Annotated in this window: 23 protein-coding genes; 11 read left to right on the plus strand and 12 right to left on the minus strand. The window is 58.9% G+C overall.

Annotation, left to right across the window (positions count from 1 at the left end):
- Positions 1-136: 136 nt before the first annotated feature.
- Together AACY18_RS08795 and AACY18_RS08800 are read left to right on the plus strand one after the other, a co-directional pair.
- Positions 137-817: an autoinducer binding domain-containing protein gene (locus tag AACY18_RS08795; protein WP_339464768.1), complete on the plus strand. Its 681-nt coding sequence runs from the start codon at positions 137-139 to the stop codon at positions 815-817.
- Positions 818-994: 177 nt separating this feature from the next.
- Complete coding sequence (locus tag AACY18_RS08800) at positions 995-2,119, plus strand: class I SAM-dependent methyltransferase (RefSeq protein WP_339431411.1); 1,125 nt, start codon at positions 995-997, stop codon at positions 2,117-2,119.
- Positions 2,120-2,192: 73 nt separating this feature from the next.
- On the opposite strand, the gene AACY18_RS08805 is transcribed toward AACY18_RS08800, so the two are convergent.
- The 3 genes from AACY18_RS08805 to AACY18_RS08815 are packed head-to-tail and all read right to left on the minus strand — an operon-like array spanning position 2,193 to position 4,871.
- Positions 2,193-2,360, minus strand: coding sequence for a DUF2474 domain-containing protein (locus tag AACY18_RS08805; protein ID WP_221730131.1), 168 nt, complete (start codon positions 2,358-2,360; stop codon positions 2,193-2,195).
- 57 nt (positions 2,361-2,417) lie between these two features.
- The gene (cydB, locus tag AACY18_RS08810) at positions 2,418-3,425 is read right to left on the minus strand and encodes a cytochrome d ubiquinol oxidase subunit II (protein WP_339431410.1); all 1,008 of its coding nucleotides are present in this window, start codon (positions 3,423-3,425) and stop codon (positions 2,418-2,420) included.
- Positions 3,426-3,428: 3 nt separating this feature from the next.
- Positions 3,429-4,871 (minus strand): cytochrome ubiquinol oxidase subunit I, encoded by a 1,443-nt coding sequence (locus AACY18_RS08815; RefSeq protein ID WP_339431409.1) that lies wholly within the window; start codon positions 4,869-4,871, stop codon positions 3,429-3,431.
- A 392-nt stretch (positions 4,872-5,263) separates the two neighbouring features.
- Here AACY18_RS08815 and AACY18_RS08820 point away from each other — a divergent pair, with 392 nt between their 5' ends.
- A complete protein-coding gene (locus AACY18_RS08820; RefSeq protein ID WP_339431408.1) occupies positions 5,264-6,502 on the plus strand; it encodes an MFS transporter in 1,239 nt (412 codons plus the stop codon).
- Positions 6,503-6,508: 6 nt separating this feature from the next.
- Here AACY18_RS08820 and AACY18_RS08825 read toward each other — a convergent pair whose 3' ends face one another.
- Both AACY18_RS08825 and AACY18_RS08830 read right to left on the minus strand, forming a co-directional pair.
- Positions 6,509-7,060: a DJ-1 family glyoxalase III gene (locus tag AACY18_RS08825; RefSeq protein ID WP_339431407.1), complete on the minus strand. Its 552-nt coding sequence runs from the start codon at positions 7,058-7,060 to the stop codon at positions 6,509-6,511.
- A 66-nt stretch (positions 7,061-7,126) separates the two neighbouring features.
- The gene (locus tag AACY18_RS08830; protein ID WP_339431422.1) at positions 7,127-7,576 is read right to left on the minus strand and encodes a DUF4879 domain-containing protein; all 450 of its coding nucleotides are present in this window, start codon (positions 7,574-7,576) and stop codon (positions 7,127-7,129) included.
- 221 nt (positions 7,577-7,797) lie between these two features.
- On the opposite strand from AACY18_RS08830, the gene AACY18_RS08835 reads away from it, so the two are divergent.
- From AACY18_RS08835 to AACY18_RS08850, 4 genes are all read left to right on the plus strand, one after another.
- Positions 7,798-9,093, plus strand: a complete 1,296-nt coding sequence (locus AACY18_RS08835) for an NCS2 family permease (protein ID WP_339464701.1) — start codon at positions 7,798-7,800, stop codon at positions 9,091-9,093.
- Complete coding sequence (trmA, locus tag AACY18_RS08840; RefSeq protein WP_339464702.1) at positions 9,090-10,169, plus strand: tRNA (uridine(54)-C5)-methyltransferase TrmA; 1,080 nt, start codon at positions 9,090-9,092, stop codon at positions 10,167-10,169. Before AACY18_RS08835 ends, trmA begins: the two co-directional genes overlap by 4 nt.
- Positions 10,170-10,363: 194 nt before the next feature.
- Complete coding sequence (aroQ, locus tag AACY18_RS08845; protein ID WP_339431404.1) at positions 10,364-10,804, plus strand: type II 3-dehydroquinate dehydratase; 441 nt, start codon at positions 10,364-10,366, stop codon at positions 10,802-10,804.
- Positions 10,805-10,809: 5 nt separating this feature from the next.
- Positions 10,810-11,664 (plus strand): shikimate dehydrogenase, encoded by an 855-nt coding sequence (locus AACY18_RS08850; RefSeq protein WP_339464703.1) that lies wholly within the window; start codon positions 10,810-10,812, stop codon positions 11,662-11,664.
- Positions 11,665-11,715: 51 nt separating this feature from the next.
- Here the strand turns inward: AACY18_RS08850 and AACY18_RS08855 are convergent, their stop codons facing one another.
- Positions 11,716-12,384 (minus strand): TetR family transcriptional regulator, encoded by a 669-nt coding sequence (locus tag AACY18_RS08855; RefSeq protein ID WP_339431402.1) that lies wholly within the window; start codon positions 12,382-12,384, stop codon positions 11,716-11,718.
- 102 nt (positions 12,385-12,486) lie between these two features.
- The gene (gene quiC / locus AACY18_RS08860; protein WP_339464704.1) at positions 12,487-14,388 is read right to left on the minus strand and encodes a 3-dehydroshikimate dehydratase QuiC; all 1,902 of its coding nucleotides are present in this window, start codon (positions 14,386-14,388) and stop codon (positions 12,487-12,489) included.
- A gap of 261 nt (positions 14,389-14,649) precedes the next feature.
- On the opposite strand from quiC, the gene AACY18_RS08865 reads away from it, so the two are divergent.
- Both AACY18_RS08865 and AACY18_RS08870 read left to right on the plus strand, forming a co-directional pair.
- Positions 14,650-15,987 carry an MFS transporter gene (locus tag AACY18_RS08865; RefSeq protein WP_339431400.1) on the plus strand — a complete coding sequence of 446 codons (1,338 nt, stop codon included), beginning with the start codon at positions 14,650-14,652 and terminating at the stop codon, positions 15,985-15,987.
- 217 nt (positions 15,988-16,204) lie between these two features.
- Positions 16,205-20,083 carry a hypothetical protein gene (locus AACY18_RS08870; RefSeq protein ID WP_339464705.1) on the plus strand — a complete coding sequence of 1,293 codons (3,879 nt, stop codon included), beginning with the start codon at positions 16,205-16,207 and terminating at the stop codon, positions 20,081-20,083.
- Positions 20,084-20,406: 323 nt separating this feature from the next.
- On the opposite strand, the gene AACY18_RS08875 is transcribed toward AACY18_RS08870, so the two are convergent.
- Both AACY18_RS08875 and AACY18_RS08880 read right to left on the minus strand, forming a co-directional pair.
- On the minus strand, positions 20,407-21,285 hold the full coding sequence (locus AACY18_RS08875; RefSeq protein ID WP_339431398.1) for a DMT family transporter: 879 nt from the start codon (positions 21,283-21,285) through the stop codon (positions 20,407-20,409).
- A 146-nt stretch (positions 21,286-21,431) separates the two neighbouring features.
- Positions 21,432-22,208, minus strand: a complete 777-nt coding sequence (locus tag AACY18_RS08880) for an IclR family transcriptional regulator (RefSeq protein WP_339431397.1) — start codon at positions 22,206-22,208, stop codon at positions 21,432-21,434.
- A 230-nt stretch (positions 22,209-22,438) separates the two neighbouring features.
- Between AACY18_RS08880 and ypfJ the strand changes: the two genes are divergently transcribed.
- Together ypfJ and AACY18_RS08890 are read left to right on the plus strand one after the other, a co-directional pair.
- Positions 22,439-23,326 carry a KPN_02809 family neutral zinc metallopeptidase gene (ypfJ, locus tag AACY18_RS08885; protein ID WP_339464706.1) on the plus strand — a complete coding sequence of 296 codons (888 nt, stop codon included), beginning with the start codon at positions 22,439-22,441 and terminating at the stop codon, positions 23,324-23,326.
- Positions 23,327-24,280: an alpha/beta hydrolase gene (locus tag AACY18_RS08890; protein ID WP_339431395.1), complete on the plus strand. Its 954-nt coding sequence runs from the start codon at positions 23,327-23,329 to the stop codon at positions 24,278-24,280. It abuts the gene before it with no gap.
- A 138-nt stretch (positions 24,281-24,418) separates the two neighbouring features.
- Here AACY18_RS08890 and AACY18_RS08895 read toward each other — a convergent pair whose 3' ends face one another.
- The 3 genes from AACY18_RS08895 to AACY18_RS08905 all read right to left on the minus strand — a co-directional run bounded on the left by AACY18_RS08895 (position 24,419) and on the right by AACY18_RS08905 (position 26,557).
- Positions 24,419-25,012, minus strand: a complete 594-nt coding sequence (locus AACY18_RS08895; protein WP_339431394.1) for an HAD family hydrolase — start codon at positions 25,010-25,012, stop codon at positions 24,419-24,421.
- The gene (gene tesB, locus AACY18_RS08900; RefSeq protein ID WP_339464707.1) at positions 25,009-25,878 is read right to left on the minus strand and encodes an acyl-CoA thioesterase II; all 870 of its coding nucleotides are present in this window, start codon (positions 25,876-25,878) and stop codon (positions 25,009-25,011) included. The genes AACY18_RS08895 and tesB overlap by 4 nt, the downstream gene beginning before the upstream one ends.
- 109 nt (positions 25,879-25,987) lie before the next feature.
- Positions 25,988-26,557: a GNAT family N-acetyltransferase gene (locus AACY18_RS08905; RefSeq protein ID WP_339431392.1), complete on the minus strand. Its 570-nt coding sequence runs from the start codon at positions 26,555-26,557 to the stop codon at positions 25,988-25,990.
- Positions 26,558-26,580 lie beyond the last annotated feature (23 nt).

Genomic DNA, 26,580 nt, shown 5'->3' on the forward strand with positions numbered 1-26,580 from the left:
GAAGCAGCATCTTAAGTAATGCGGCTCTGCGTTCAGGTGAATAGTACGGCACGACCAGTCTCTTTCCGCCCCCGATATGCTTTTTTTGGAAAAACCGGAGAGGCGACAACTATCCTGACACCGGGGGTTAAGGCAACTGACTTTCGCTAAAGGGATAGATGCCGCTTATCCGATTCTGCTCAGATTCGCCGAAAATCTTGGCTTCAATTTCTGTGCAATTTCGGTCACGTCACCCGACCAGGAAGTGCATCTTGATGCGTTTAATATCAACAACTACCCCAAAGAATGGAACCAGCAATATGAACAACAAAAATTCAGCGTAATTGACCCAGTAGTAGCGCATTGCAATCACTCCGTCATGCCGATTGTATGGAATGAAACAGTCTTTGCAGATACGCCGCGACTATGGGAGGCGTTAAAGGAGCACAAACTGCAATATGGCTGGTCCCAGGCGTTCCATCATGAAGATACGGGGTTGTGCAGCATTATCAGCCTTGCACGCAAGCACTGCCCGATCAGTCCGCTCGAGTTGTACGAGCACTTTGGTTATATCTTCTACGCCGCGAGTCACTTGAGCGAACTGTTCGCCCGCACCCTGCCCGTGAATCCGGCCAAATCCGACAAACCACACCTTTCGCCACGAGAACTGGAGGTTCTGCAATTGTCCGCCGGTGGAAAAACGGCTTATGAGATCTCGAAAATCCTCAGCTTGAGCGAACGCACCGTGAACTATCACGTGCAAAACGTGATCGAGAAACTCAACGTCTGCAACAAGATTTCCGCCGTCATCGCGGCCGCCAGAGCCGGAATCATCTAAAGCGTTGCCTTGCATCCGGATTAAAACTCACGGGTATTTGCGGAGAAAAAAACGTACCATTTGTGGCCTTTCTGAGTGATAACGTGAAGCTTTGTTGCGTTGCAGTTCACTTGATCGGTTCCGCCGCATGACACCAGGGCTGCGGGATACCCGTTGATCACCCTGAGTCCCCGCCCCATGCCTTTGCTCGATACGCCCTTCGCCCAACTCGACCTGATCCGCCAGCCCGAACAGCAGAACGAACCACTGCAGGCTTTCGATGCGGCCGACGAATACTTGCTCAACCATCTGGCCGCACAGCAACCGACGGCCGACACCCGAATCTTGGTGCTCAACGACAGCTTCGGCGCACTGGCCGCCAGCCTGCTGGGCAAGGTGCAAGTGACCAGCAGCGGTGATTCGTTTCTGGGTTTTCAAGGTCTGGAAAAAAACCTGCTGCGCAACGGCCAAGCGTTCGATGCGATCTGCGGTATTCCGGCCAGCGAGCCTGTGGTCGGGCCCTTCGACCGCGTGCTGATCCGCGTCCCCAAAACCCTCGCCTTGCTCGAAGAACAACTCATTCGCCTGCATGGGCAACTGGCTCCCGGCGCGCAAGTGATCGCTGCGGCGATGGTCAAACATCTGCCACGCGCTGCCGGTGATCTGCTGGAACGTTACATCGGCCCGGTGCAAGCTTCACTGGCAGTGAAAAAAGCCCGATTGCTCATCGCCACACCAGAAGCAAAGACACCGGCGGTGTCGCCCTACCCATCGCGTTATCGTCTCGACACACCGTCTATCGAATTGCTCAACCACGCCAACGTGTTCTGCCGTGAAGGCCTGGACATCGGCACCCGCGCCTTTTTGCCGCATTTGCCCAAGAGTCTGGGTAGCGCACGGGTTGCCGATCTCGGCTGCGGCAACGGTGTTTTGGCGATAGCCAGTGCTTTGCAAAACCCCGACGCGCAGTACACGCTGGTCGACGAGTCGTTCATGGCGGTGCAATCGGCCACCGAGAACTGGCGCGCCGCGCTGGGAGATCGCGACGTGATCGTGCGGGCCGGCGATGGTCTGGCCGGGCAGGAAGCGCAATCGCTGGATGTGATCCTGTGCAATCCGCCGTTCCATCAGCAGCAAGTGGTGGGCGACTTCCTTGCCTGGCGCATGTTTCAGCAGGCTCGCGAAGCGCTGGTGGTCGGTGGTGCGCTGTACATCGTCGGCAACCGTCACTTGGGTTACCACAGCAAACTGGCGCGACTTTTCCGGGGTGTCGAGCAGGTGGCGGCAACGCCGAAGTTCGTGATTCTCAAGGCCCGCAAGTAATCCGCAAGACGAAAAAAAACCCTCCGTCAGGAGGGTTGCAAATCCGTACCCGAAGGCGCCGGGACGAAGTGATTCAGTGAGTGGTCAGGCCTGCGGCGTTCATGAACATGCGCATCAGGCTGGCAACGATAAACAGCGCACCGACACTGCCCACCCAGATCATGGCCAACCAGCCGAGCCGCTGCCATAGCGGTTTTTTTTCAGCCTCTTCGATGTCGTGCAGGGAATGTTTGCCGGGCATTGCTTCATCCTCCGGTTGGGGGCGATGGCGCCGCTGGCGACGCCTTCGTGGTCACGACTAGTGATAACCGTCCTCATGAGTCACCTTGCCGCGGAACACGTAGTAGCTCCAGAAGGTGTAACCCAGGATGAACGGGATGATGAACAACGTACCCACCAGCATGAACCCCTGACTTTGCGGCGGCGCGGCGGCGTCCCAGATCGAGATCGACGGCGGCACGATGTTCGGCCACAGGCTGATGCCCAGACCGCTGTAGCCCAGGAAGATCAGCACCAGGGTCAGCAGGAACGGCATGTAGTTGGCGTTGCGCGCCACGGCGCGGATCAAGCCGTACAACGTGATCAACACCAGAATCGGCACCGGCATGAACCAGAACAGGTTCGGCATGCTGAACCAGCGTGTTGCGATTTCCGGGTGGGCCAGCGGTGTCCAGAGGCTGACAATACCGATCACCGCCAACAGCACGAAGGCCAGCGGCCGCGCCAGGTTGTGCATCTGCTCTTGCAGCTTGCCTTCGGTCTTCATGATCAGCCAGGTGCAGCCGAGCAAGGCATAAGCCACCACCAACGCGGCACCGCAGAACAGCGTGAACGGCGTCAGCCAGTCCAGTGAGCCACCGGCGAACTGCCGATTGACCACGGGCAGACCATCGATGAACGCACCGAGCGCCACGCCCTGGAAGAACGTCGCCGCCACCGAACCACCGATGAACGCCTTGTCCCAGAGATGACGTTTATCGTCCTTGGCCTTGAAGCGAAACTCGAACGCGACGCCACGGAAGATCAGACCGATCAGCATGAAAATCAGCGGCAGGTACAACGCCGACAGCACCACCGAATAGGCCAGCGGGAACGCGCCGAACAACGCCGCACCGCCCAGCACCAGCCAGGTTTCGTTACCGTCCCACACCGGGGCGACGGTGTTCATCATTACGTCACGGTCGGTCTTGCCCGGGATGAACGGGAAGAGAATCCCGATCCCCAGGTCGAAGCCGTCCATGACCACGTACATCATGATGCCGAAGATGATGATCACGGCCCAGATCAGCGGAAGATCAATACCCATGATTCAAATCTCCTTGCTCAGGGTGGGGCTGTGGTCAGCCTCGGCGCCATCGTCGTCAGCCGCCGACAGCGGCCTGGCCGGCGTACGTTTCTGGCCAGGACCACCGTCGTTGGTTTCCTTGCCTTCGTCGGTTATCGGCCCCTTGCGCACCAGACGCATCATGTAGCCCAGACCTGTACCGAACAGCGCGAAATACACCACCACAAACATGATCAGCGTGATGCTCATCTGCATGAAGCTGTGGTTGGAGGACGCATCCGTCGTGCGCATCAACCCGTAAACCACCCACGGTTGACGACCGATTTCCGTAGTGAACCAGCCCGCGAGGATCGCGATCAGGCCGGACGGCCCCATCCACAACGCCAGGTACAGGAATGGCCGCGAGGTATACAGCGTGTCGCGTTTGCGCAGCCACAGGCTCCACAAACCGGTGAAGATCATCAGGAAGCCGAGGCCGACCATGACCCGGAACGACCAGAAGACGATGGTCGAGTTAGGCCGGTCCTCCGGCGGGAACTCCTTGAGCGCCGGCACCTGCTTGTCCAGCGAGTGGGTCAGGATCAGGCTGCCGAGGTACGGGATCTCAACGGCGAATTTGGTTTTCTCTTCTTTCATGTCCGGCCAGCCGAACAGAATCAGCGGTGTGGCTTCGTCACCTTTGTTTTCCCAGTGACCTTCAATCGCAGCGATTTTCGCCGGCTGATGTTCCAGCGTGTTGAGGCCATGGAAGTCACCGATGACGGCTTGAATCGGCGCAACGATCAACGCCATCCACATCGCCATCGACAGCATGGTGCGGATGGCCGGATTGTCCTTGCCGCGCAGCAAATGCCAGGCCGCCGAGGAGCCGACAAAAAAAGCGGTCGCGACGAACGCCGCCGTGGCCATGTGCATAAGGCGATACGGGAACGAGGGGTTGAAGACAATCGCAAACCAGTCGGTCGGGATCACCTGACCGTTGACGATTTCGAAGCCCTGCGGGGTTTGCATCCAGCTATTGGAAGCGAGAATCCAGAACGTTGAAATCAGCGTGCCGATGGCCACCATCACCGTGGAGAAAAAATGCAGGCCACGTCCGACCTTGTTCCAGCCGAACAGCATCACCCCGAGGAAACCGGCCTCAAGGAAGAACGCCGTGAGCACCTCGTACGTCAGCAGCGGCCCGGTGACGGCGCCAGCGAAATCAGAGAAGCGACTCCAGTTGGTACCGAATTGATAAGCCATGACCAACCCGGAGACCACACCCATGCCGAAGTTGACGGCAAAGATCTTCGACCAGAAATGGTAAAGGTCACGGTAGGTGTCGTTATGGGTTTTGAGCCACAGGCCTTCGAGTACCGCCAGGTAACTCGCCAGCCCAATGGTGATGGCCGGGAACAGGATGTGGAACGAGACGGTGAACGCGAACTGAATTCGGGCGAGATCGAGTGCCTCTAAACCGAACATAAGTCTTCCTCTGTCAGGTAATACCGGCTGTGGGGCTTGTGGCCCCAACGCCTACTGCCCCCACGGATATGGAGTGCGGCGAATTCTGATTCGTTCTTTTTTAACAACCATCGCAACGCAGGGAGTCTGGCCAACGGGCCACCGGATCAATTCCGCTCAGGGTTTTGATCTGGATCATGCAACGTTGAAAGAGTAGTCCCATTTTGAGTGATGAACGGCGTGGTTGTTTGCCGCGTGACAAGTTGCCTCATCACCTTGGCGCCCCAGCGATGCGTTGATCTGTGCCCTGAAAGAAAGTCGATGTCTGGCTAACTAAATTTTCTACCTTGGCAACTTCCTGTTACAGACTGGTGATAATCTCGCGATTCCCCACCAGCCAGACCTGCCTTCAGATGCCCAGCCAAGAGCCCCTGCTGTTACGTCACCACCGCCCTTTTCTTGCGTTCTGGCTGGCCCGGATCTTTACCGCCAGCGGTTTTCAGATGCTCACCGTGGCCATTGGCTGGAACCTCTATCAATTGACCGGCAACGTGCTTGATCTGGGTCTGGTTGGCCTGGTCGAGTTCGCCCCGCGTGTGTTGTTCATGTTGCACACCGGACACGTCGCCGACCGCTATGACCGGCGCAAGGTCGCAGCGATCTGTCAGTCGCTGCAAGCGTTGATTGCGCTGGCGCTGGCAATTGGCAGCGCCACCGATCACGTCACCCGGGAAATGATCTTTATCCTCGCTTTTCTGCTCGGTGCCGCACGCTCGTTCGAGATGCCAACCACCCAGGCACTGCTGCCGAGCATCGTGCCCGGTGCGCTGTTCCCGCGTGCAGTGGCGGCGGCGCAATCGGCGCAACAATCCGCAACCATCGTCGCCCCGGCCCTTGGCGGCTTGCTCTATGCGTTCGGCAGCGTCTGGGTGTATGGCCCGACGGTGATTCTCTATGTCATTGCCTGCTCGCTGATGCTCAACCTGCCTGCACGACAAACGCCCTTGAACAAAGGCAAAGCCACGCTTGATTCGCTGCTCGCGGGGATTCGTTTCATTCGCAGCCGTCCCGACATCCTCGGAGCGATATCGCTTGACCTGTTTGCAGTGTTGCTCGGTGGCGCCACGGCGCTGCTGCCGGTATTTGCCAAGGACATCTTGCTGACCGGTCCGTGGGGCCTGGGTTTGCTGCGTTCGGCGCCCGCCGTGGGCGCCTTGTTGATGTCACTGTTCCTGGCGCGGTTTGCCGTAGAGCGCAACGTCGGCCGGGTGATGTTCACCGCCGTCGGGGTCTTCGGCGTCGCGACCATTGCCTTCGGCCTGTCGACCTCGTTCTGGTTCTCGCTGGCGGTGTTGGTGGTGCTCGGCGCGGCGGACATGATCAGCATGGTGATCCGCGCGTCCTTCGTGCAACTGGAAACACCGGACGAAATGCGCGGCCGGGTCAGTGCGGTCAACGGACTGTTCATCGGCGCCTCGAACCAGTTGGGCGAGTTCGAATCCGGCATCACCGCGCACTGGTTCGGTACTGTGCCGGCGGTGGTGATGGGCGGGATCGGCACACTGGTGGTGACCGGAACATGGATCAAACTGTTCCCGACCCTGGCCAAACGGGACCGGATGACGGAGTTGGTGGAAGAGGCGAAGGTTTAGCGCTCGTCAAACCTGCAACGCCCCCTCCACTTTCCCCCGCAGAGCCTTGCCGCCAAGTTGTTCGACCAGCACCAGCGCAAACTCCAGCGCAGCACCAGAACCCTGGGCGGTGATGCAGTTGCCATCAACTACCACGGGTTGATCCACAAACGTGCAGCCCGACAATTGATGACTGACGCCCGGCAGGCAGGTCATGCGTCGCTGACGCAAAACGCCGAAGGCTTGCAAGGCGACTGCCGGGCCTTCGGCGATAGCGGCGAACAGGCGCCCGGCGCTGGCCTGATCCTTGAGCAGTTGCTGCAGCGGCTGATGTGCCGAAAGGTGTTGTGAACCGACGTCGCCGCCCGGCAGGACAATCAGATCGAAAGTCTGCGCCAGCACATCGACCAGCATGCCGTCAGCCGTCAGGCGGGTACCGCGCGCGCAGGTCAGCATGCGCCGTCCTTCGATGCTGGCTGCCATCACTTCGATGCCGGCGCGGCGCAGCACGTCGATCAGGGTCACGCTTTGCAGGTCATCGATCCCCTCGGCGAGGGTAATCAGGGCTCTAAAGGTCATGGGCGATTTCCGCTGGGTGATCTTCAAAGCGTAGTCAGCTTCCTCCAGATCGCGCAGCGGCTGCCATTACTTGATGTAAAGCTGCGTCGACATCGTGTTGCGTGGGGCATTGATCGAGGTGTTACTGAAGAGGAAGGTGCCCTCCTGCTTACCTTTCAGATCAAAGGTATAGAGGGAGCCGACGGTATTGCTGCCGGGCGTGCACTCGGTCAGATTGCCGTTACCAAAGGCACATACCGGAGCCCGGGTGCCGTCCACTTCGAAGCCGTCCAACGTGGCATGCGGCTGACTCTGACCATACCCGACTTCCAGCACGTAGACCTTGATGCTCGGTCCGCTGTGATTGCATTGAGTTTGCGTCTGGCCATCAGCGATGTCCTCCAGACCGCAGGCAGGCGATTGCACCTTGATGACTTTCACTTCACTCAAGGGCGGTGCCGATGCCGCCCACACAGCCGATGTCCCGACCATCAGCCCAGCAATTACTCCGAAAGCCTTTACCCAGCCCATGCTCATGCGTTCCCCGTCCCCAAAAATCAGCGCGCAGTATGGCGCAGTTGCTCTCACGGCAAAACTTCGCCGACGATCGACACCAACAACCGCCATATTGCCCACGCTGCTGGTATGATGCGCGGCTTTTTCCGGCCCATCACAATTTTCCAGGCGCTTGCGACGGTCTGTGCTTTGCTGTTGAGGTCGATACATTCACGGCGCCATGCGCGCCACGGGGAGCAGACATGCTGGAAAGGCTGTTTCAACTCAAGGCACACAACACCAACGTGCGAACCGAGATTCTTGCGGGTATCACGACGTTCCTGGCCATGGCCTACATTCTGTTCGTCAATCCGAGCATCCTCGGCGAGACCGGCATGGACAAGGGCGCGGTGTTCGTCGCCACCTGTCTGGCCGCCGCGATCGGTTCGACGGTCATGGGCCTGATCGCCAACTATCCGATTGCCCTCGCTCCGGGCATGGGTCTGAACGCCTTCTTCACTTACACCGTCGTGCTGCACATGGGCCATACCTGGCAAGTGGCACTGGGCGCGGTGTTCATTTCGGCCGTGCTGTTCTTTCTGCTGTCGATCTTCCGCATCCGTGAATGGATCATCAACAGCATCCCGCTGCCGCTGCGCTCGGCGATTGCCGCCGGTATCGGCCTGTTCCTGGCGCTGATCGCCCTGCACAACGCCGGCATCGTGGTCAGCAACCCGGCGACCATGGTCGGCCTCGGTGACCTGAAAGCCCCGGCGCCGATTCTCGCCACCCTCGGTTTCGCCCTGATCGTCGCCCTCGAAGCACTCAAAGTACGCGGCGCGGTGCTGATCGGCATTCTGGCGGTCACCATCGTCTCGATCGCCCTGGGCTTCACCCCGTTCGGCGGTGTGATTTCGATGCCACCTTCGCTGGCCCCGACCTTCCTGCAACTGGACATCAAAGGCGCACTGGACATCGGTCTGGTCAGCGTGATTTTTGCTTTCCTGTTCGTCGACCTGTTCGACAACTCCGGCACCCTGATCGGCGTTGCCAAGCGCGCCGGCCTGATGGGCAAGGACGGCCACATGCCGAAAATGGGCCGTGCGCTGATCGCTGACAGCACCGCCGCCATGGCCGGTTCGCTGCTGGGCACCTCGACCACCACCAGCTACATCGAATCCGCGGCTGGCGTGAGTGCGGGCGGCCGCACCGGTCTGACTGCCGTCGTCGTCGCGATCCTGTTCCTGCTGGCGCTGTTCTTCTCGCCATTGGCGTCCAGCATTCCGGCATTCGCCACCGCACCCGCGCTGTTGTTCGTCGCCGTGCTGATGACTTCCGGTCTGGCGGAAATAGACTGGGAAGACATCACCGTTGCCGCCCCGGTCGTGGTGACCGCGCTGGCCATGCCGTTCACTTACTCGATCGCCAACGGTATCGCGTTCGGTTTCATCGCCTGGACCGCGATCAAGTTGTTGTCCGGTCGCGCCCGTGAACTGAACCCGGCGCTGGTGATTTTGTCGATTCTGTTCGTGATCAAGTTGGGTTGGTTCAACGCATGACTTTCGATTCCCAAGCCTACGCCGCTCAGCTCGAAGACAAGGTGACGCGCCTGCGTGACCTGCTGGCACCGTTTGATGCCCCCGAGCCGACAGTGTTCGACTCACCGCTGCAGAACTTCCGTCTGCGCGCCGAATTCCGCCTGTGGCGCGAGGCCGGCGAGCGTCACTACGCGATGTTCTCCCAGGACGACAAACGCACGCCGATCCTGATCGAAGCGTTCCCGATTGCCAGCCTGCGCATCAATCAGTTGATGCCGCAGCTCAAGGCCGCGTGGCAGGCGAGTTCGGCGCTCAGTCACAAGCTTTTTCAAGTGGAGTTCCTGACCACGCTGGCCGGCGACGCAATGATCACCCTGTGCTATCACCGTCCGCTGGACGAGCACTGGCAGGCGGCGGCCACCAAGCTGTCGGCAGACCTGGGGGTCAGCATCATCGGTCGCTCCAAGGGCAAACGCGAAGTGATCGGCCACGACTACGTGGTAGAAAAACTCGAAGTCGGCGGCCGCACTTTCAGCTACCGCCAGCCGGAGGGCGCGTTCACCCAGCCTAACGGCACCGTGAACCAGAAGATGTTGAACTGGGCTTACGAAGCACTGAGCGATCGCACTGACGACCTGCTGGAGCTGTATTGCGGCAATGGCAACTTCACCCTGCCGCTCGCCACCCGCGTGCGCAAAGTGCTGGCCACCGAAATCAGCAAGACGTCGGTCAACGCCGCACTGAGTAACCTCAGCGAAAACGCTGTGGATAACGTCACCCTCGTGCGTCTGTCCGCCGAAGAGCTGACCGAAGCGCTCAACGAAGTGCGTCCGTTTCGTCGCTTGCAGGGCATCGACCTGAAGAGCTACGAGTTCGGTAGCGTATTCGTCGACCCGCCACGCGCGGGCATGGACCCGGACACCTGCGAGTTGACCCGGCGCTTCGACAACATCCTGTACATCTCCTGCAACCCGCAGACCCTGGCGGCCAACATCGCCCAGTTGCACGACACGCACCGCATCACGCGCTGCGCGTTGTTCGACCAGTTCCCGTGGACGCATCACATGGAATCGGGTGTGTTGCTGACCCGCCGTTGATGCCGATACCGGATACGAGAAAGCCGTCGTGATGACGGCTTTTTTGTGGATAAGTGTTGACTGTGCGATCACCGAACAAAAAAAACCCACGGCAAAGCTGTGCAATTGACCCAAGTAACCATCTAGTACATTTTATCTCCACTGGCTGCCCCCCCCTCAGCCAAAGCCAAAAACAATAAGTGGAGTTTCCCCTCATGCCTCCTATCGTTCTGGTGCTTAACGGCCCGAACCTGAACTTGCTCGGCACCCGTGAACCGGCGACTTACGGCCACGAAACCCTGGCTGATATTGCTGCGTTGTGTGGACGTGCCGCCGAGGAGTTCGGTCTGGCCGTGGAGTTTCGCCAGACCAATCACGAAGGCGAACTGCTCGACTGGATTCACGCGGCCCGTGGCCGTTGCGCCGGGATCGTGATCAACCCGGCGGCGTGGACGCACACCTCGGTGGCGATTCGCGATGCGCTGGTTGCCAGCCAATTGCCGGTCATCGAAGTGCATCTGTCCAATGTCCATGCGCGCGAACCGTTTCGTCATCATTCGTTCGTCTCGGCCATCGCCACGGCAGTGATGTGTGGTTTCGGCAGCCATGGCTATCGCCTGGCCCTGGAACATTTCAGCCAGCGATTGAAGGGGTGAATCCGATGTCCCGCCACAACGCGATACTCGCCGGGCTGATCGGCGCCGGCATTCAGGCCTCTCGCACCCCGGCCTTGCATGAACACGAAGGCGATGCGCAGGGCATGCGTTATATCTATCGACTCATCGATCTTGATCAACTGCATGTGGACTGCACCGCCCTATCCGACCTGCTGTTGGCCGCCGAGCGCATGAATTACACCGGTTTGAACATCACGTTCCCGTGCAAGCAGGCGATCATCCCGCTGCTCGACGAATTGTCTCCAGAGGCCCGTGGCATCGGCGCGGTGAATACCGTGGTGTTGAAGGACGGCAAACGCGTCGGTCACAACACCGATTGCCTGGGTTTCGCGGAGGGTTTTCGCCGAGGCCTGAAGGATGCGCCCCGTGAACGTGTCGTCCAGATGGGCGCCGGTGGCGCAGGCGCGGCAGTGGCCCACGCGTTGCTGAGCGAAGGCGTGCAGCAACTGAGCATTTTTGATGTCGACAGCGAGCGCGCCGAAAGTCTGGCCAACAATCTCAATCAGCATTTCGGTTTCGCTCGCGCCATGGCCGGACATGATCTGCCCAGTTCACTGAGTCTGGCGGACGGCCTGGTGAATACCACGCCGATGGGCATGGCCAAACTGCCGGGCATGCCCGTACCGGTGGAGTTGCTGCGCAAGGAATTGTGGGTAGCGGAAATTGTGTATTTCCCGCTGGAAACCGAACTGCTGCGCAACGCCCGCGCCTTGGGTTGCCGCACGCTGGATGGCGGCAACATGGCGGTGTTTCAGGCCGTGAAGGCGTTTGAGCTGTTCAGCGGTGTAGTGCCGGATGCGCAGCGAATGCTGGCGCATTTTCAAAGCATGAAGGGTTGAACTCGATCCTCCTGTGGGAGCGGGCTTGCTCGCTCCCACAAGGGGAATGCGTCAGGCCTGCAAGTAACGCAACACCGACTCACAGATCATCTCGCGATGACGCTGCTTGATGCTTTCGTCCGGCAGATCGATCTGAAAAATCTCACCGAACGTATGGCGGTTCGACACGCGATAGAAGCAGAACGAACTGATCAGCAGGTGCACGTCCAGCGCATTGAGCCCGGTACGGAACACACCTTGTTCAACACCCCGACGCAGGATCTCGCCCAGTGAATCGAGGATGGTGTTGTTCATTGCCTTGATCGCATCGGAACGCTTCACGTATTCGGCGTTGTGGATGTTCTCGATACTGACAATGCGCACGAAATCGACATTGTGATCGTGGTGATCGAACGTGAACTCCACCAGACGCCGAATCGCCACAATCGGCGACAACTCGTCCAGATGCAGACGGTTTTCCGTGTTGCGGATATCGCCGTAGAGTTTTTCCAGGACCTCGACGTACAACTGCTCCTTACTGCCGAAGTAGTAATAGATCATGCGTTTGGAGGTGTGGATGCGCTCGGCGATCGCGTCGACGCGAGCACCGGACAGTCCTTGCTGGACGAACTCGACGATCGCCTCTTGCAGGATATTCTCGCGGGTTTTTTCCGGATTGTTCTTGCGACTCTTGCGCGGCTCCGCAACGGGAGCGGCGGGGAGTTCTGAAGTCATTGTCATTGCGGGCTCACGGCCATCACTGCACAGGCTGGCGATTATGGGCCGCGCGGCACAGTGAAGGAAGCCGCGCGGCATGTGTTTAATCCCGCGTTTACGAATTTCCTACAACTTCACCTGGCGCACAGCGCCACTGCGAGATTTGGCCATCGCCGCCAGACGCACCGCGACGTTCGCCGCGCCGTAACCGGCATAACCGTTTTTACGCTGGATGATCTCGAAGAAAAATCGCCCTTCAAACGGCTCTGTATAGACGTGAAACAACTCACCACCCTGCGGGTCGCGGTCATAGAGGACGTTGTAATACGCCAGTTCGCTGAGGAATTGGTCGTCGAAATCAAAGCGTGCGGCAAGATCGTCGTAGTAGTTCAGGGGAATATCCAGCAGCGGTACACCGGATGCTTTGGCACGACTGACTTCGGCGAAGATATCGTCACAATCGAAGGCGATGTGATGCACGCCAGAGCCGCGATAACTCGACAACGCATGGGAGATCGCGGTGTTGCGATTCTCGGAAATGTTCAGCGGCAAGCGGATGGAACTGTCGCGACTGCGCAACGCACGGCTCTTCACCAGACCGTAAGGGTCGGGCAGCACGACTTCATCGTCGGCCTCGAAATCCAGCAAGCTTTTGTAAAACAGCACCCAACTGTCGAGGCTGTCAGCCGGCAGCGCCATGGCCATGTGATCGATGCGTTTGAGACCGCCACGGGCCGATGCACCTGGCAGCAGATTGAAGTCGGTGCCGTAGACATCCGCCTCTTCATCCACCAGATAAATCAGGCTGCCGTCCGGTGCGCGCACCGCCGCCAGCTCCAATTCGTTCGGGCCGACCAACCCGCGATATGGCTGGCCCTTGTAAGCCACGGCACGCGCCAGCGCACGGGTGCTGTCCTTGACTCGCACAGCGGTGGCGCACAGCGATGGGCCGTGAGCCTCAAAAAAACTGTGGGCAAACGAATAGGGTTCGCAGTTGAGGATCAGGTTGATATCACCCTGACGCAGCAGGCTGACGCTCTTGGAGCGATGCTGACCAGCCTTGACGAAACCCAGCCGCTCCAGCCAGTGCGCAAGCTTGGCGCCGAGGCTTTCATCAACGGCGAATTCGAGAAACTCGATGCCGTTGTACTCGCGGGCCTTGGGGGTTTCGAAGAGGATTTCGCGATTGACCACGGGCGCTGTTTCTTGTTCAAGGCGCTGACGGGTTTTCTCTTCCAGGTACAGCAGCGAGCGTAAACCGTCGGCGGCATTGGCCCGCGGCGGTGCGGCGCGGAACCCATCATTGAAGATTTCCAGCGACAGCGGCCCGGTGTAGCCGCTCTGGATGATCGGTGCGAGGAACCCCGGCAGATCGAATTCACCCTGGCCGGGGAAGCAGCGAAAATGCCGACTCCACTCTAGGACATCCATCGACAGAATCGGCGCGTCGGCCATTTGCACGAAGAAAATCTTGTCTGCGGGAATGTCAGCGATAGCGCGCGGATCGCCCTTCAACGACAAGGTATGAAAGCTGTCGAGCAACACGCCGAGGCTGGGGTGATCGGCCTGACGCACGATGTCCCAGACCTGTTGCCAGGTATTGACGTGGCGCCCCCACGCGAGCGCTTCATAACCAATGCGCAGCCCACGAGCACCGGCCTGTTCGGCCAGCAAGCGCAGGTCATCGACGAGAATCTGCTGATCGCCAACGCTGTCAGGCGAGGCGTTGCTGCAGACCAGCACCAGATCGGTGCCCAGTTCCTGCATCAGATCGAACTTGCGCTCGGCCCGCTCCAGGTTGCGCGCCAGACGGTCACGGCGGCAGCCTTCGAAATCGCGGAACGGCTGGAACAGGGTGATGGCGATCCCGAGATCGGCGCACATCTGTTTAATGTCCCGGGGGCTGCCGTCGTAGTACAACAGATCGTTTTCAAAAATCTCCACCCCGTCGAAACTGGCGGCGGCGATGGCTTCGAGTTTTTCCGGCAGGGTGCCGCTCAAGGAAACGGTGGCAATGGAACGCTGCATGTTTCAACTCCCGGACTGCGCCGCGTTGTTCGTTTTTTGTCGTGGGGAAATTATTGGCTGCATCACTTCTCGCAGCAATTTAAAGTGTACTACCCAGTTAGTTTTGCGTGCGATTATCGAACACAATGCCGGTTTGACGAATTGACGAGTTTTCGTCCACTGCCCAACATCCACAGCACATTGAGTCCGGTCGCGACGCACCGGTCGCAGCGTTCAAGAAAAAAGAACACCAAATAACAACTCCAAAAACGGGTGGAACACATGATTCCTTCACAGACTTCCCGCATGGCGCCAGCCATGAGCACTGCCACGGGTGGCATCGGCGACAAGATCCGCGGCGCCATGGCCGTCGGCAAGACCCGTTGGGGCATGCTGGCGCTGGTATTTTTCGCCACAACCCTCAACTACATCGACCGCGCCGCGCTCGGGGTCATGCAGCCGATACTCGCCAAGGAAATGAGCTGGACGGCGATGGATTACGCCAACATCAACTTCTGGTTTCAGGTCGGTTACGCGATCGGCTTCGTTCTGCAAGGCCGCTTGATCGACCGGGTCGGCGTCAAGCGCGTGTTCTTTTGCGCGGTGCTGCTCTGGAGCCTGGCCACCGGCGCCCACGGTCTGGCAACGTCGGCGGTCGGCTTTATGGTCTGCCGTTTCATCCTCGGCCTGACGGAAGCGGCCAACTATCCGGCCTGCGTGAAAACCACTCGCCTGTGGTTCCCGGCCGGTGAACGCGCAGTCGCCACAGGCATCTTCAACGCGGGCACCAACGTCGGCGCGATGTTCACGCCGATGCTTCTGCCGCTGGTTCTCCATGTATGGGGCTGGCAGGCGGCGTTTCTGTGCATGTCGGCACTGGGCGGGATCTGGCTGCTGTTCTGGGGTCTGAAATACTTCAACCCGGAAGATCATCCGAGCGTCAAACAATCGGAACTCGATTACATCCAGCAGGAAGTCGAGCCGGAACAGGCTCGCGTGCCGTTCTCGAAAATCCTGCGGATGCGCGGCACCTGGGCCTTCGCCCTCGCCTACTCGCTCACCGCTCCGGTGTTCTGGTTTTACCTGTACTGGCTGCCGCCGTTTCTCAATCAGCAATACAACCTGGGCATCAACGTGACCCAGATGGGCATCCCGCTGATCATCATCTACCTCACTGCCGACTTCGGCAGTGTCGGCGGCGGCATCCTGTCTTCATTCCTGATCGGTCGCGGCATGAACCCGATAAAGGCGCGGCTGCTGTCGATGTTCCTGTTCGCCTGCTGCATCATCGGCGTGATCATGGCGGCCGGTTCGAGCAGTCTGTGGGTGGCGGTGGCAGCGATTTCCCTGGCCATCGGCGCGCATCAGGCCTGGACCGCGAATATCTGGAGCCTGGTGATGGACTACACCCCCAAGCACATGATGAGCACCGTCTTCGGTTTCGGCGGCATGTGCGCGGCAATCGGCGGGATGTTCATGACCCAGATCGTCGGCCATATCCTGACCGTCACCCACAACAACTACACCGTGTTGTTCACCCTGATTCCGGCGATGTACTTCATCGCGCTGATCTGGATGTACTTCATGGCACCGCGCAAGATTCCTGACGTCACCGAGTAACCCGGCTACCTACCTGACGGTGAAACTTTCCTCTTTTATGGATTGAGCCTAAATCCCTGCAGAAACTGCCGAAGGCTTCGATTTTGTGTTTTTGACGCTGCCATCCACGACCGCTCGTCGGAACACCTTGCGCACCTGTCAGATCTGACAGGTGCGCCATCCTTGCCTTTGCGCCCTAATCACTCCATCGCCTTATTCAGTGGCAGGAGTGCTCACCATGCTCGTCCAACCCCGCAAACCCATCAGCACTCTGGCCCTGCCCGAGCAGGAAATCCCCGGCGGCATACGCTTGCCTGGTGACATCTGGGGCATCAACCTTGCCGCTGCGCGACTCAACTTTCCCGACTGGGGCCTGAAAGTCCAGATCCCTGTCTGGTCCAACAAAAGCCAGGGCGACAAGGCCGAGCTATTACTCGATGGGCAAATGGTGGATCACAAGACCATCACGGATCCGGTTGAATTGAATCAACGCACCACCCTGTTTGTTCCGGCGCAGCAGTTGCAGAGCGGATCATGGGAGTTGTCCTATTCGGTAAGGCGCCACGGGCAGACAAAACCCGAGCCGGGGCCGATCTTCAAGCTCTTCGTCAAACTCGAGTTGCCTGGCGGTCAGGATATCGATCCGGACTATGGCCACTCCGAACTGGCCATGGCATTTATCCCGCCAGAGGTGGTGCGCGACGGTGTCGACAAGGACAGCATCAAGGATGGCGTGTACGTCATCGTTGCGCCCAAGTCCGGCACCGGCCTGCCGTACCCCTACGTTGCCGTGGGCGATGTGATTTCGGTGGGTTGGGCCGGCCAGACCGTGAAGTCTGAACCGGTCACCCAGGCACAAATAGACGCCCCTGACGCCAACCCGATCAGGATCTTCATCGATGAGAAGACTCTCCTTGCGGCCGGCGACTCGGATACTGACGGCGTGTCCGTCAGCTACATGATTCGCGACTGCGTGCTCAACCAGTCCGAGGACTGGTGCAAGGCACAGCGCATCGTGGTCGACTCCGGGAATTCGCGGCTGGAGGCGCCGATCCTCAAGCAGGCCGACGGCCTCAGGGTGGACCTGGACCTGATGGGTGACGATAAACCCGTGCTGCAGGTCTGGGCGGCATCAGATGTATTCAAAAAGGACGACGTCATCATCATGACGCTGACCGGCACCACCGCCGACAATCAACCGATCGACATCAAGGTGCGCCAGCCCATCGACAAGATGCCGCCGACGCAGGTCGACGTACTGCACAGCAACACCAGCCTTCGCGCGCTGGGCACACGCCAGGCGGTGTACGAGTTCGAGCTGGAGCGCGATGAGCAAGTCATCCAGCGCTCCAAATCCCGTACCTACAACATCATCGGTGAACCCAAACGCCTCGCTGCGCCCATCGCCCTGGATGCGCCGCAGGGCGCACTCGATCCCGATGCCTCGCGCTACCGCATCCGCATTCTGAACGATCCACAGATTACGGCCGAAAACGCCATCGAACTCAAATGGTTCGGCCTCCGGCCCGATGGCACCACCTACGACCCGGATCTGGACTGGTTTTTTCCGACTGAAGAGGAGGCCAATGACCCCGCGGGCTTCATCATCACCGCCGACGGCGAGCACGGTAAAACCTTGGAAGGCGGCACGCTGGACCTCTCGTACTGCCTGATCAGCAGCGTGGACGAGGTGATCATCTCGCGTCCTTCGCAACATGCCTCGCTGCTGAACGTCGGCGAACCCAGGCTGGAACTGGTGCCACCGACTGTCCTCGGCGAAAAAGACGGCGCCCTGGAACCCAAAGACCTGCTCGACGGCATCAGCAAACTCACCGCCCCCCGCCCGATCGCCACCCCGACCGAATCCGGGGATACCGTGACTTACACCTGGGTCGGTGAAGTCACTGGCGAGAAAGAAGACTTCAAGATCCTCAACGCGCTGTCCAGGGACAAGGATGTGGTATTCCCGCTGAATGCCACGTTTGTGGCGACGCACATCGAGCCGAACCGCGGGAAAAAGGTGACGGTGAACTACCGGATTTTGCGGGCGGCGACCAACACCACGAGTTATTCGGATGCGTTGGAGTTTGTGGTGGGTGAGGCGGTGGAACTTGATCCGCCGACCATCGAATCAGTGAAGGGATCACCAAGCGGCAAGGAAATTGTCGACGGTGGTACGACCGTTGAAACCAGCGTGGTGCTGAGCGGCATCGCCGCCAAGGGCAAAAACGTCGAGATACGCGATGGCGTCGAGGTCAAGGATCAGGTCAAGGCAGATCCGGAGTCCGGAATCTGGACATACACCGTGCCGAATCTGAGTGTAGCGAAGCACAGTTTTACCGCGACCGGAAAGTATGCTGACGAACCTGGTTCCACCGCTTACAACCTCACCGTCACTGCCGTCATCGTGCCAACACTGAGCAATGTACTAGACGACAGGAACAAGGAAGTGCCGGAAGGTACAACCACGGTCAGCACGTCTCTGACACTCAAAGGCACCGCCAGCAAGGGTCAGGATGTCGAGATTTTTGATGGCAACGGTGCAAGCGCAGTGTCGAAGGGAACTGCGACAGCGGATGAAGTCACAGGGCTATGGGAACGCACGATCACTGCTGAAGCGGGTGCGCGTCGGTTGTATGTCAAATCGCTGTACCACAACTCTGCGGTGTATTCGAATGTGCGCACACTGATCGTGGAAACCGTCAGGGCGCCAACTTTGACTTCAGTTAAAGGCTCTCCAAGCGGCAACGAAATCCCCGATAATGGCTTCACCATGGAAACAGCCGTCATCTTGAGCGGCGCTGCAGCAGCCGGGCGGGAAGTTGAAGTGCTCGACGATACGGTTGTCACGGGTAAGGAGACCGCCGATGAAACAACCGGATTCTGGAGCCTGACCGTTTCAAATCTGAGCAAGGCGAAGCACAGCTTTACGGCCAGAGATCTGGAACAACCAAGCCTTGTGTCGGCAGCGAGAACGCTAATGGTGACGGAAGAACTGCGGGAGCCCTTTATGGTGAACGCAACGAGCCCGATTCATCCACTGGCGTATCCGCAAGGCGTGACGATGCGGATGGAATTCCAAGCGCTGGATAACGACAGAGGGCGGCTTGATCATGTAAATGCAGTGGTCGGAGCACCGCCGTTCAAATTAAAAAAGTTTAATGACAACAACCGTGTAAATGAGCCGCTGCCGCAAGCATTCTGGATGACTCACCAAGACTCGGTCGTTGAGTTCCGGTGGATTTTAAACCGTGATGGAGGCCTGGCTGGAAGGTCACCAACGATGAAGGTACGTGTCGAAAAAATCGAGGATGGCGATACACGATTGCCCACGCCCGTAATAGCCGGGAATACAAGCAATCTACTCGACATTACTCAACTTCGGAGCACTGATCAGTCGACCGTTTCGATGTCACCCCATACGCCACGAGAAGTACGGTGGTTGCTTTATGAAGGAATAGACAGACACGGCTTGATCGTAAAATTTCATGACCCCGAGGAGGAAGAAAACGAAACCGCCTCAGACTTCGAAAAAAGCATTCCCTTGGATCGGCTCAAAGAGCTGGGGAATGGCACCACATTAACAATGACATACATTGTCAACTTTAAAGGCGAGTCCATACTGGAAGATGCTACAAAGTTTCCGATTCGAACTTATTCCATTCGGGCAATACCGCTCCTTGATGATTTTACAAACTTTGCCAACCTCCAGAGAAATGGCTGGGTAAATGGCCCGGTGATTGTTGATCAGAGAGACTGGAGCTATGCCAACTTTCTCGGATTCTCATCTCTGACCAATAGCACTTACACAAACAACTCAGCAGGTGTCGTATTAAAAAAAACCTACACCAACTTGATTCGTGGCAAAAAATACGAATTCAGCTGTCTTGCATCCAATGGAAATCAGCCTCCGCTTGCACAGCTTTCGTTCAGATCAGACTATGAAGTGCTAATAGCCTTCATGTCCCCACCGGCCTCACAGTGGACACCTTATTCATGTACTTTTATTGCGCAATCGGAAAACATGAATTTTGTGTTTGTTAGCCACTTGGCTACCGGTGCCGGTAATGACTATTTCTTGACTAATTTGCGCATGAGAGAGGTTCAAGGCCAATAAGGGTGACCGCAGAGAGCGTGGAAGCGTTCAGAATCCTGGTTCTCTAGCGTCTCGCAGTCTCCGACAGCACCACCGGAACGAAGCAGTCTTTCTGAAGGGGGTTGCCGAAGCTGCGCGCATTGGGATTGTCTTAAATAAGCTAGTTAACCAACGCTTCCGATCACGGACCAAGGCTCCCCCTGCACGCTTGCCTACCGCTACGCCAAAATCCGCCGGCTTGTGTGCCTTTGAGGCGAGTTCTATTGTGGTTCGGTCGCTGACAAGCTGCGAGTGATGTGGTGCGGTTGCGGACGCCTTCGCGAGCAACCCGCTCCCACACGTTCTTATCGACGGCTTTGTTGCCACGCTGCCGCCAGACCGCTGCAACAGATCACCGCAATACCGATCACGGTCAACAGACTCGGTGTGTGATTGAAGACCACCCAGCCCAGCAGCCCCGCAAACACGATCTGGCAATAACCGAACGGTGCCAACAGTGCCGGTGCGGCATGGCGGAATGCCTGCGTCAGAAACAAGTGCGCCGTCATCCCGCAACTGCCCAACGCCAGCATCAGTGCGGCGTGAGTCAACGTCGGCACCTGCCAGAAGAACGGCACCAGCGCACTCATCACCAGCGTATTGCACAGCCCGGCGAAAAAGTTGCTGGTGGTCGGGCTGTCTATCTCGGCGAGCTTGCGAGTCAGCAATTGATAGAAGCAGAAAAACAGCGCCGAACAGAACGGCAACAACACGGCGGGCGTGAAGAGTTCACCCCCCGGATGAACGATGATCAGCACGCCGATAAAGCCGCAAATGACCGCAATCCACTGGCCGCGGGTGACCCGCTCCTTCAATAGCGGCACCGACAACGCCGTCACCAATACCGGCGCCAGGAAGTTCACCGCCGTGGCTTCTGCCAGCGGGATATACAGCAGCGCCGTGGTGAAGAACAGGCTGGTGCCGAGCAGGCAAAGTGCGCGAGCCAACTGCCATAAAGGCTTTTTCGTGCGTAGGACGCGCAGTCCGGACTGCGGTAAAAAAATCCCTGCCATGAGTAAGGTGTGCACCACATACCGGGCCCACACCACCATCACGATCGGATAGAAACCCGAGAGATATTTCGACAGCGCGTCGTGACTGGAGAACAGGAAGGTTGCCACGACAATCAGCAAGATCCCTTTGAAGGGTTGGTTGACTCCGGATAGCGGGGTGCTGACGGTCATTGAATATCTCTAAGAGAGGAACAAACTGAGAGAAGAGCCTCGATCAATAATCTAGAACCCGATTCCACTTTCAGACAACCATCATCCGTAAAAGTGTGCGAACAACGCACACTTTCATAAACGGGCAACGCCCACAGAATTTCAGGTTAGACGAACAGCTCCGAAGCCAGACTCGCTGCAGACAGCTCTTCGGTAAACCGCAACAGCAACGGTGCCAGTTCGTGCAACCTGGCGCCCGGCATCCGCGCACTCGGCCCGGCGATGCTCAGCACACCGATCACTCGCCCATCCGCGGGATGGCGCACCACCGCCGCAATCGCCGACGTCCCTACGGCCGAACTTTCCTCGACGCAGGCATAGCCCTGCTCGCGCGCCAATCGCAGGCGTTCAAGCAGTTCGATATTGGAGCGCGGTGCATTCGGCCCGATATCCACCGGCACCTCAGCCGCTTGCCGCTCAACCCGCGACAGCGCCTCGGCATCCGTCATGCACGCCAGCCAGGCATGGCCCGAAGCGGTGTAGAACAGCGGAGCATCGCGGCCCATGTCCGGGTCGTAGCGCAAGCCGGTGCGCGCCCCCTGAGCTTTGGCAATCCACGTCTGCCGCTCGCCGTCGATGACGCCCAGTCGCACCAGTTCGCCGGTTTCCTGAGCCAGACGATCAAGCACCGGTTGCACGATGTCCGCGCCACTGCTCGACAGGTAACGAAAACTCATCGCCACCAGTTTCGTGGACAAGTGATAACGCAAGGTTTCCGGGTTTTGCCGCACGTACCCCAAGCGGACCAGTTCGGCGAGCAAACGGTGAGTCGCACTTTTCGGGATGTCGATCTGCTCGGCGAGCGTTTGCAGCGCTAAACCACGCGGGTCACTGGTGAGGTTTTCCAGCACGCTGAAAACCCGTTCGATTTGACTGCCGGCCATGGTGAGATCCCAATGAAATGTCGTGGATTCTAGAATACGCGCGACACAAAGCAAAATCTGGAACAGCTTGAACGGTTCACAAAAAAACGGTGTTGAATGGAATTCGCCGAACACGACAGGTTCTTACCCGTCGGCTTCGCTGCGGGCGTACGAATAGACGGACGACTGGACTGGCGCCACACTCACACACCAGCAACACTCATCACCACGATCAGAAAGAGGATTCCCGCATGCTATGGAAAAAAGGCCGACGCAGTGACAACGTCGTCGATGCCCGTGGTGATGATACCGGCGGTGGTGGCGGGATGCGTTTCGGTGGCGGCAAGGGCCTGAGCCTTGGGGCCATTTTGTTGATCGTTGGCATCGGCTGGATCACTGGCCAGGATCCGTTGCAGATCCTCGGTCAACTCACCGGCCAGACGGGCCAGCAAACGGCACCCACCTCGCAAACCCGCCAGGCGCCGCCGGCCAATGATGAACAGGCCGAATTCGTCCGTTCAATCCTCGGCGATACCGAAGACACCTGGGGCGCGATTTTCCAGCAGGCCGGCCGCCAATATAAGGATCCGACCCTGGTGCTGTTCAGCAATCGGGTCAATTCCGCCTGTGGTCTGGCCACCTCAGCCACCGGGCCGTTTTATTGCCCGGCGGATCAGAAGGTCTATCTGGACATGGCGTTTTTCCAGGAAATGGCGCAACGCTTCAAGGCTGCCGGCGATTTTGCCCAGGCCTACGTGATCGCTCACGAAGTCGGACACCATGTGCAGACGCTTCTTGGCGTCTCGGCGAAAATTCAGACAGCCCGCCAGCAAGGCCGGCAGATGCAAGGTGCTGGTGGACTACTGGTTCGTCAGGAATTGCAGGCCGACTGCCTGGCCGGTGTCTGGGCCTATAACGCGCAGAACCGTTTGAACTGGCTGGAACCGGGCGACATCGAAGAAGCCTTGAACGCCGCCAACGCCATCGGTGATGATCGCCTGCAGCAACAAGGTCAGGGCCGTGTGGTGCCGGACTCGTTTACCCACGGTACGTCGGCGCAAAGGGTGCGCTGGTTCAAAACCGGATTCGCGCAAGGCCAAGTCGGCCAGTGCGATACCTTCGCGGCGAAAAACCTGTAAATGCATAAGTGGCTTTTGGCTTTACTGATCATTGGCAGCACCGCGCAAGCGGCCGGGGTCGACGCCATCAGCCCCGGGCGCCTGCAACTCAAGGCCGGCGAAATGGCGGTGGGCATCGGCCCGGCGCCGGAAAAGATCGAGCGAGTGCTGATCATCATTCATGGCCGGTTGCGCAACGCCGAGACCTATCGCAAAAGCGCCGAAAGCGCCACTGAACTGGCAGGGCAAACCGCCCACACGCTGGTCATCGCTCCGCAGTTCCTCAATGAAAGTGATACAGCCCTGTACTCCTTGCCTGCCACCGTGTTGCGCTGGAAAGGCAATGAGTGGATGGGCGGTCGGTTATCCACAGGCCCGAATCCGCTGAGTTCCTATGCGGCACTGGACGAAATCGTCGCCCGGATTACTGATCGCAAGCAGTTTCCGGACGTGAAACAGATCGTGATTTTCGGTCACTCCGGCGGGGGGCAGGTGGTGCAGCGATACGCTTTGCTCGCCAAGGATCAACCCGCGCTGAAGGCCAACGCAATTCACCTGCGCTACGTGGTGGCCAATCCGTCTTCGTATGCCTATTTCAACGAACAGCGACCGGTCGCGTTCGATCACGCGCAATGCCCCAACTTCAATCGCTGGAAGTACGGCCTGTCAGACATGCCGATATACGCCGGTGGGCAAACGCCGTTGCAGCTTGAAAGCCGTTACATCAAACGCGAGGTGATTTATCTGCTCGGACAGCAGGACATCGACCCGCAGCATCCGGCGCTGGACAAAGGCTGCGAGGCCGAGGCGCAAGGGGCTGACCGCCTGACGCGCGGGAAGCTGTATTTTGGCTACCTGCTACGCCGCCATCCGGAAGGGGTGAATCAGCGGCTGGTTGAAGTACCCGGGGTTGGGCACAACGGCGATGGGATGTTGACGTCGCCTGAGGGACAAAAAGCTCTGTTTGATCAGTAATGCGGTGGCCATGTCGGCCTCTTCGCGAGCAAGCCCGCTCTCACAGAGGACGGGCTTCGGACTCAACGTTGTATCCACTGATAATCCCCTGTGGGAGCGGGCTTGCTCGCGAAGGCGTCCGTCCAGACACTCAATGGCTCAGGCGAACACCATCCGCCGCAACTCAACACAATCCTGCGCATGCCAGTCCGTCAGCTCCGGCCATGGGTTATCCGGCAGGTTCACCAGCACCGTCCGCGTCCCTGCCGCCCGACCGCAATCCAGATCAAAGCGGTAATCGCCGACCATCACCATCTCGCTGGCCGGCACCGACCACGCCTCGGCCAACTTCAGCAATCCACCCGGATGCGGCTTGGGCGGCGCGTCATCACGGCCCAGCACATCCTCCACGGCAAAGCAGTCAGCCAGGCCAATCGCCTCCAGTGTGACATGCGCCAGTTCGCGGGCATTACGGGTGAGAATGCCGAGGCGATAACCGCGCGAGTGCAGGTCACGCACCAGTGCCACGGCGCCGGTGGCCGGGGTCGAACCCCGCGCCAGATCACGTTCGTGCTCCAGCAACCAGGCATGTTTCGCCGCTGCTTCAGCGGCTGGCAGCGCGCCAAGGTGGGTGAGAATGTCGTCCTCGGGCGGAATCGACAACGCCACGCGAATCGCCGCGAAGTCATGGACGGCAACGGTGAGCGTGCCGTCCATGTCGAACACCCAATGCTTCACATCAACGAGGCTCATGCCCAGTCCTTGCGATGCCGAATCAGGCCTTCCTGAGTCACCGAGGCGACCAGTTGCCCGGCACGGTTGTAGACGCTGCCACGGGAGAAACCACGGGAATTGCCGGCCCACGGACTGTCCATCGCATAGAGCAACCAGTCATCGGCACGCAGATCGTTGTGGAACCACAGCGCGTGATCGAGGCTGGCGACCTGCATGTCTTTCTGCCAGACCGATTTGCCGTGGGGCAGCATCGAGGTGGTCAACAGACCGAAGTCCGAGGCATAGGCCAGCAGGTATTTATGCAAGGCCGGGAGATCGGCCAAGGCGCCGTCGGCGCGAAACCACACAAACTTCACCGGATCGGCCGGTTGCGGGTTGTACGGGTCTTTCTCGGTGACCGGGCGCACCTCGATCGGTTTCGGGCACAGCAGTTTTTCGCGCATGTGCTCCGGAATCAGGTGCGCGCGCTGCTGGGTCAGTTCCAGTTCCGATGGCAGGTTTTCCGGCCCGACCACGACCGGCATCTGGCTCTGATGCTCGAAGCCCTCTTCGTCATACTGGAACGAAGCACTGCAAGTGAAAATCGGATGGCCCTTCTGGATCGCCGTCACCCGGCGAGTGCTGAAACTGCCGCCATCGCGCACGCGGTCCACCGAATAGACCACCGGCAACTTGGCGTCGCCCGGACGCAGGAAATAGCCGTGCATCGAATGCACATGGCGGGTTTCTTCAACCGTCTGACTGGCCGCCGACAACGACTGACCGAGTACCTGCCCCCCGAACAACTGACGAAAACCAAGGTCCTGGCTACGGCCTCGGAACAGGTTTTCTTCGATCGGTTCCAGGGTCAGCAGGTCGACCAGATCTTCCAATACTTGGCTCATTCAGACTCTCCTCACACAAAGCTATGCCGCGCAGTCTTGGCTGCGGCGGCCGATTCAGATTCTGGCGCGGGCCAATGATATGGCGGCCATTGTAAACGTCCGTGTCGGCTTATCCATGCAAGGTTTGCAGCCACTGCTCCCGGGTGATGCGGTACAGCACATGTTTGCGTAACGGATCACCGACGGCGAGTTTCGGGTGATCGAAATCATCCGCCGGCGCGTGGTGCATGCCGATCGCCTGCATGACTTTCTCCGAAGGCAGATTGGATTTCGCGGTGAAGGACACCATTTCCTTCAGGGCCAACCGGTCAAACCCGCAACGCAGAGCAGTCCATGCCGCTTCACTGGCATAACCCAAGCCCCAATGTTCCTTGGCCAGGCGCCAGCCGATTTCCACTGCCGGCGTAAAAGGTGCATCGAAACCGACGACGCAAAGTCCGGTGAAACCGATGAACTCGCCACTGTCCTTGCGCTCCAGCGCCCACAAACCGAAACCATGCTCAGCAAAATGCCCGCGCACACGGCCGATCAGCGCGGCGCTTTCCAGACGGCTCAACCGAGCGGGAAAGTAGCGCATCACCTGAGGATCGGCACACATCGCCGCAAATGCCGGCAAATCTTCGTCCTGCCACTGACGCATCAGCAGGCGTGCGCTTTCCAGTTCCAGTATCGGCTCCATCGTGCTCCTCCGTTTCCATGCCG

It is taken from the genome of Pseudomonas sp. EA_65y_Pfl2_P74, from assembly GCF_963970575.1.
In the GTDB taxonomy this organism is placed as follows: domain Bacteria; phylum Pseudomonadota; class Gammaproteobacteria; order Pseudomonadales; family Pseudomonadaceae; genus Aquipseudomonas; species Aquipseudomonas baetica_A.

What these genes read in the sequence shown, in the direction of transcription:
- AACY18_RS08825 (WP_339431407.1), bottom strand. Translation starts at nt 7,060, where the DNA reads ATGACCTTTAGAGCCCTGATTACCCTCGCCGAGGGGATCGATGACCTG.
- trmA (WP_339464702.1), top strand. Translation starts at nt 9,090, where the DNA reads ATGACTTTCGATTCCCAAGCCTACGCCGCTCAGCTCGAAGACAAGGTG.
- cydB (WP_339431410.1), bottom strand. Translation starts at nt 3,425, where the DNA reads ATGGGTATTGATCTTCCGCTGATCTGGGCCGTGATCATCATCTTCGGC.
- AACY18_RS08895 (WP_339431394.1), bottom strand. Translation starts at nt 25,012, where the DNA reads ATGAGCCTCGTTGATGTGAAGCATTGGGTGTTCGACATGGACGGCACG.
- ypfJ (WP_339464706.1), top strand. Translation starts at nt 22,439, where the DNA reads ATGCTATGGAAAAAAGGCCGACGCAGTGACAACGTCGTCGATGCCCGT.
- AACY18_RS08880 (WP_339431397.1), bottom strand. Translation starts at nt 22,208, where the DNA reads ATGGCCGGCAGTCAAATCGAACGGGTTTTCAGCGTGCTGGAAAACCTC.
- AACY18_RS08830 (WP_339431422.1), bottom strand. Translation starts at nt 7,576, where the DNA reads ATGAGCATGGGCTGGGTAAAGGCTTTCGGAGTAATTGCTGGGCTGATG.
- aroQ (WP_339431404.1), top strand. Translation starts at nt 10,364, where the DNA reads ATGCCTCCTATCGTTCTGGTGCTTAACGGCCCGAACCTGAACTTGCTC.
- AACY18_RS08875 (WP_339431398.1), bottom strand. Translation starts at nt 21,285, where the DNA reads ATGACCGTCAGCACCCCGCTATCCGGAGTCAACCAACCCTTCAAAGGG.
- tesB (WP_339464707.1), bottom strand. Translation starts at nt 25,878, where the DNA reads ATGAGCCAAGTATTGGAAGATCTGGTCGACCTGCTGACCCTGGAACCG.
- AACY18_RS08815 (WP_339431409.1), bottom strand. Translation starts at nt 4,871, where the DNA reads ATGTTCGGTTTAGAGGCACTCGATCTCGCCCGAATTCAGTTCGCGTTC.
- AACY18_RS08865 (WP_339431400.1), top strand. Translation starts at nt 14,650, where the DNA reads ATGATTCCTTCACAGACTTCCCGCATGGCGCCAGCCATGAGCACTGCC.
- AACY18_RS08855 (WP_339431402.1), bottom strand. Translation starts at nt 12,384, where the DNA reads ATGACAATGACTTCAGAACTCCCCGCCGCTCCCGTTGCGGAGCCGCGC.
- AACY18_RS08805 (WP_221730131.1), bottom strand. Translation starts at nt 2,360, where the DNA reads ATGCCCGGCAAACATTCCCTGCACGACATCGAAGAGGCTGAAAAAAAA.
- AACY18_RS08820 (WP_339431408.1), top strand. Translation starts at nt 5,264, where the DNA reads ATGCCCAGCCAAGAGCCCCTGCTGTTACGTCACCACCGCCCTTTTCTT.
- AACY18_RS08870 (WP_339464705.1), top strand. Translation starts at nt 16,205, where the DNA reads ATGCTCGTCCAACCCCGCAAACCCATCAGCACTCTGGCCCTGCCCGAG.
- AACY18_RS08800 (WP_339431411.1), top strand. Translation starts at nt 995, where the DNA reads ATGCCTTTGCTCGATACGCCCTTCGCCCAACTCGACCTGATCCGCCAG.
- AACY18_RS08835 (WP_339464701.1), top strand. Translation starts at nt 7,798, where the DNA reads ATGCTGGAAAGGCTGTTTCAACTCAAGGCACACAACACCAACGTGCGA.
- AACY18_RS08850 (WP_339464703.1), top strand. Translation starts at nt 10,810, where the DNA reads ATGTCCCGCCACAACGCGATACTCGCCGGGCTGATCGGCGCCGGCATT.
- quiC (WP_339464704.1), bottom strand. Translation starts at nt 14,388, where the DNA reads ATGCAGCGTTCCATTGCCACCGTTTCCTTGAGCGGCACCCTGCCGGAA.
- AACY18_RS08890 (WP_339431395.1), top strand. Translation starts at nt 23,327, where the DNA reads ATGCATAAGTGGCTTTTGGCTTTACTGATCATTGGCAGCACCGCGCAA.
- AACY18_RS08905 (WP_339431392.1), bottom strand. Translation starts at nt 26,557, where the DNA reads ATGGAGCCGATACTGGAACTGGAAAGCGCACGCCTGCTGATGCGTCAG.